General features: G+C 50.7%; 1 rRNA gene. It reads left to right on the forward strand.

Annotation, left to right across the window (positions count from 1 at the left end):
* Window positions 1-302, forward strand: a 16S ribosomal RNA gene (locus ACTHTA_RS11455); the annotation flags it as partial.

Below are 302 nucleotides of genomic sequence, written 5' to 3' on the forward strand. Positions count from 1 at the left end.
CCTACGGGGGGCAGCAGTGGGGAATCTTGGACAATGGGCGCAAGCCTGATCCAGCCATGCCGCGTGAGTGAAGAAGGTCTTCGGATTGTAAAGCTCTTTTGCCAGGGACGATAATGACGGTACCTGGAGAATAAGCCCCGGCAAACTTCGTGCCAGCAGCCGCGGTAAGACGGAGGATGCAAGTGTTATCCGGAATCACTGGGCGTAAAGCGTCTGTAGGTGGTTTAAAAAGTCCACTGTTAAAAGTTGAAGCTTAACTTCAAACATGCCGTGGAAACTTTTAAACTTGAGTATGATAGGGG

The organism is Neisseria sp. P0013.S005 (assembly GCF_051958425.1).
In the GTDB taxonomy this organism is placed as follows: domain Bacteria; phylum Pseudomonadota; class Gammaproteobacteria; order Burkholderiales; family Neisseriaceae; genus Neisseria; species Neisseria subflava.